We start from the raw sequence: 499 nt of genomic DNA on the forward strand, positions 1-499 counted from the left end.
CGGTGAGATATGCGGGCTAACGCTTGCGTTTGTGAACAGACGACACACCGAGATCCCCGCGCAAACGACGAATACGCTTGGGCAGGCGATCCTCTTCGAGCTCGAGACCAACAAGATCGGCGCCAGCGTCGACCAGGCCAGCGAGCCGATCCACGAGGCCAAGGACAAAGAGCACCGTTGCATACGTGCCCATGGATACGCCCGGGTCACCCTTTTCGACCTTGTTCAGGGTCGTGCGGCTGATCGACGCCCGCTCAGCCATCAGGGCGACAGGGATCCGGCGCCGGCGTCTTGCGTTTCGGACATCCTCGCCCAGCTTGCGCAGGGCGCGCCTTACCGGAATCGGCAGCGTCGAAGCTGTTCGGGTTGTAGCCATTCATAGGGTCCGTAATAGTGAACCATCCAAGGTATAATGTACAGAATCGTGGACTTAATCGCAACGAGGTCTAACGGGGGACTGGAGCTCCTTCTCGATCTTCGGAAAAGGGGACGGAGGGAT

Annotated in this window: 1 protein-coding gene; it reads right to left on the reverse strand. The window is 59.5% G+C overall.

Annotation, left to right across the window (positions count from 1 at the left end):
• Positions 1-16: 16 nt before the first annotated feature.
• Positions 17-376, reverse strand: coding sequence for a hypothetical protein (locus B1C78_RS16140; protein ID WP_077280196.1), 360 nt, complete (start codon positions 374-376; stop codon positions 17-19).
• Between the last annotated feature and the right edge of the window lie 123 nt (positions 377-499).

Origin of the sequence: Thioalkalivibrio denitrificans, from assembly GCF_002000365.1 — a bacterium.
Taxonomy (GTDB): Bacteria; Pseudomonadota; Gammaproteobacteria; order Ectothiorhodospirales; family Ectothiorhodospiraceae; genus Thioalkalivibrio_A; species Thioalkalivibrio_A denitrificans.